Here is a 4404-nt window from a genome sequence, read left to right as displayed (position 1 = left end):
GGCCCGAACACCGACACCAAATTCGCCAACGCCCCATGACCAACAGCCACACCCTTCGGCCGCCCCGTCGAACCCGACGTATAGATCACATAGGCCAAGTCCTGGCTGCGAAGGGAGACTTGGGGTGCCTCGGTGGGTGCGGACGCCAACGCGGCCCTCAGGTCCGCACCGTCGACGGTCACGACCGGCACCTGGCCCGTCGGGAGTCGGTCGAGCAGTTCCTCGGTCGTCAGCGCGAGGGCAGCACCACTGTCGGCCAGCATGTACGCGATTCGCTCGGCCGGGTGCTCCAGGTCGATGGGCAGGTAACCCGCCCCGGCCTTCCAGGCCGCCAGGACCGCCACGATCATCTCGGCGTCCCGGCCCAGGCAGAGGCCGACAACCGACTCGGCGCCGATGCCCCGGGCGACGAGGTGGTGCGCAAGGCGGTTGGCCCGCGCGTCCAGCTCTGCGTACGTGACCTCCTGGCCACCGGCGATCACCGCGACCGCGTCCGGAGTGCGAGCCACGTGCGCCGCGAACAGCTCCGGCACCGTGGCGGGGGCGACCTGCGCGGCCGTGTCGTTCCACCCTGTCAGCACCTGGTGTCGCTCGGCCGCGTCCAGGACGTCGACCGCGCTCAGTCGGGTGGACGGTTCGGCGACGAGCAGCCGCAGGACGCGGACCCAGCGCTCGGCGAGCCGCGCGGTCGTCGCCGGCTCGAAGAGGTCCGCCGACGCGACCACGGAGCCGCGGAGTCCGGCGGGGGCGCCCTCGGCACCGAAGGCCTCGGCCACCTCGAAGGCCAGGTCGAACTTGGCGGCCGCCTGCCCGGGGGCGGGAGCGGAGGAATCCCGCGGGGCGGACGTGCCGCCGGTACGCAGGCCCGGCAGCTCGACGACCGCCTCGGCGTTGTTCTCCAGGGTCAGCATGACCTGGAAGAGCGGGTGGCGCGCCAGCGAACGAGTCGGCGCCAGCTCCTCCACCAGCTTCTCGAAGGGCACGTCCTGGTGCGCGAACGCCGACAGGCCCGTCTCCCGAACCCGACCCAGGACCTCCCGGAACGTCGGATCACCGGACACGTCCGTACGCAGAACAAGCGTGTTCACGAAGAAACCGACCAGGTCGTCCATCGCGACGTCCGTACGGCCGGCGTTCGCCGAACCGATCGGGATGTCCGTGCCGGCGCCCAGCTTCGACAGGAGGACGGCGGAGGCGGCCTGGAGCAGCATGAACACCGTCACGCCCTCGGCCTGCGCCAGCTCCTGCAGCCGTACGTGCACGTCGGCCGGGATCTCCACGGGCACGCGGTGGCCGCGGTGCGAGGCGATCTCCGGGCGGCGGTGGTCGGCCGGGAGCTGCAGCTCCTCCGGCGCTCCGGCCAACGCCGAGCGCCAGTAGGTGATCTGCTGCGCCATGATGCTGTCGGGGTCGCTCTCGTCGCCGAGCAGCTCGCGCTGCCACAGCGCGCAGTCGGCGTACTGGACCGGCAGCGGCTCCCACGCGGGGGCCTCACCCCGGCACCGCGCCGCGTAGGCCACCGAGACATCGCGGGCCAACGGACGCTTGGACCAGCCGTCGCTCGCGATGTGGTGCATGACCACGACGAGCACCTGGTCGTCGGGCCCGGCGGAGAACAGCCAGGCACGGAAGGGCATTTCGGCGGAGAGATCGAAGGTGTAGTCGGCCGCGGCGGCGACCGCTTCCTCCAGGTCCTCCGGGGCGACCTCGACCAGCGGCAGCTCCCAGGTCAGCTCCTCCACCGGGATGACCCGCTGGTAGGGCTCGCCGTCCGCGACCGGGAATACGGTGCGCAGGACCTCATGGCGGCCGATCACGTCGCGCAGGGCCGCGCCGAGCGCGTGGTGGTCGACACCGCGCGAGAGGCGAAGTGAAACCGGCACGTTGTACGAGGAGTTCGGACCCTCCATCTGGCCGATGAACCAGAGCCGCTGCTGGGCGAAGGAGAGCGCGGGCCGCTCCGTGCGCTCCATCGGCGTCAGGGCCCGGCGCGCCTTGCCGGCCCTGGCGACGCGGGCGGCGAGGCCCGCGACGGTCGGCGCCTCGAACAGCGCCGCCATCTCGAGCTCGATGCCGAGCACGGCGCGGATGCGGCTGACCAGGCGGACGGCGAGCAGCGAGTGGCCGCCGAGCGTGAAGAAGCTCTCGTCGACGCCGACCCTGTCCAGGCCGAGGACCTGGGCGAAGGCCGCGCAGAGGATCTCCTCCTGCGGAGTGGCGGGTCCACGCCCGGCCCCTGCCGACCTGGAGGCGTCCGGGGCGGGGAGGGCCTTGCGGTCGAGCTTGCCGTTGCCGGTCAGCGGAAGGGCGTCGAGGACGACGACCGCCGACGGAACCATGTGCTCAGGCAGGCGCTGAGCCGTGAACTCACGTACCTGTACGGCCAGTTCGGGATCGACCTCGTCCAGGTCGGTGGGGACGACATAGGCGACGAGGCGGGTGTCACCCGGAACGTCCTCACGGGCGATGACGGCGGCCTGTGCGACCTCGCGGTGCGCGGCGACCACGGCCTGGACCTCACCCGGCTCGATACGGAAACCCCGGACCTTGACCTGCTCGTCCGCCCGCCCGAGGTACTCCAGGACACCATCCGTGGTCCATCGGGCCACGTCACCCGTGCGATACATCCGCCCGCCCGGCTCGAAGGGGTTGGCGGTGAAGCGTTCCGCCGTCAGACCCGGACGCTTCACATAGCCCCGCGCGAGCTGGACGCCGGCGATGTAGAGCTCACCCGCAACCCCCGGCGCAACCACCTGAAGGTGGTCGTCCAGGACATAGAGCCGGGTGTTGGCGATCGGACGCCCGATCGGCACCGACTCCCCCACCTCCTGGCCGGCGGAGATCTCGAAGACACAGCAACCGACCACCGCCTCCGTCGGCCCGTACTCATTCACGACCACCGACTCCGGCGCCCGCGACAGCCAGTCACGAACCACCGCACCAGGCAGAGCCTCACCACCCACAACCCAGGTACGAGCGGAAGAGGCGACCGAAGCGTCGTCGAGCATCTCCACCAGCAGCGGCAGATGGGCAGGCACCGCCTTCACCAGACCGAAACCACCAGGCTCTCGGATCAGCTCCGCCAGCCCCTCGGCGCCGCCCGCCTCACTCGCCACCACCGCGGAGCCGGACACCAGCGGCACCAGAACACTGGTCACCGTCAGATCGAAAGCCAGGGACGAGTGCAGCGGAGCACCACCGCCACCACTCATCCCATACGCATCGGCGGCCCAGGCCACATAGTTCGCCAGACCACCATGAGTGACAGCCACACCCTTCGGCCGGCCCGTCGAACCCGAGGTGTAGATGACATACGCGAGCGACTGCGGGTCCACATCAACGGCCGGCCGCTCTGCTGACGCGGCCGCCAGCTGCATCCGGACCAGCGCGCTGTCCAGGGCCACGAACCGGTTCCGACCGGCCGGCAGATCATCAAGGATCTCCTCGGTCGTCAGCGTCAGCACCGCACCCGAGTCGGACAGCATGAAGCCGATCCGCTCCGCCGGATACTCCGGATCAATCGGCAGATACCCAGCCCCCGCCTTCCACACCGCGAGAACCGCCACCACCGCATCGACACCACGCGGCAGACACAGACCCACCACCGACTCCGCACCCACCCCCTGACCGACCAGATACCCGGCCAAACGGTTCGCACGGGCGTCCAGCTCCGCATACGAAACCGACTCACCGCCCCCGACCACAGCCACCGCATCCGGAGTCCGCACCACCTGCGCCGCAAACAACCCCGGCACCAACACCGACCCCAGATCGGCAGCCGTGTCATTCCACTCGACGAGCACCTGCCGGCGCTCATCCTCACCCAGCACGCCCAGCGAACTGAGAGGCACGTCCGTGCCGCCGTCCAGCGCCGCCTCCAGCGCGGACACGAGGTTCTCGGTGGCCGTGCGGACCTGGGCGCTCACCGCCTCAGGGTGGACGGGGGCGATCGCGTCCACCGCGAGCGCGATGGTGTCGCCGTCGTCGTTGACCGCCACGGACAGCGGGTAGTTGGTGCGGTCGTGCGTCCAGACTGTGCGGATGCCCGTGATCTCGGCGCTTCGGCTCTTGTCGGCGCTCTGGCCGGCGTTGTGCCGGTAGTTGAAGAACGAGGTGAACACCGGGGTGTCGCCCGTGACTCCGCTGGCCCGCTGGGCCACGGCGAGGGGTGCGTGCTCGTGTTCGAGGAGGCGGGCGAGCTGCCCGCGCATGGCGTCGACGGACTCCAGCGCGCCGAGTTCACCGGTGCGTACGCGGACCGGCAGCGTGTTCATGAAGGGTCCCGGCACCCGGTCGGCGCCCGTGCCCGCGTTCATGCGGCCGGACAGGACGGTGCCGAACACCACGTCCGCGCGGGCGGAGACGACCAAGCTCAACAAGGACCACGCCACCCACAGAGACAGG

1 protein-coding gene is annotated in these 4404 nt (G+C 70.7%); it reads right to left on the bottom strand.

Annotated elements, in window-relative coordinates:
• The coding region (locus ACFVZW_RS36590) for an amino acid adenylation domain-containing protein (protein WP_384530845.1) at positions 1-4379 on the bottom strand (4379 nt) is incomplete at its 3' end.
• Positions 4380-4404: the final 25 nt, after the last annotated feature.

The sequence above is a fragment of the Streptomyces sp. NPDC059567 genome, from assembly GCF_042735655.1.
Taxonomy (GTDB): domain Bacteria; phylum Actinomycetota; class Actinomycetes; order Streptomycetales; family Streptomycetaceae; genus Streptomyces.
Note: the sequence above shows the minus strand (reverse complement) of the source record. Positions and strands in the feature narration are given on the sequence as shown.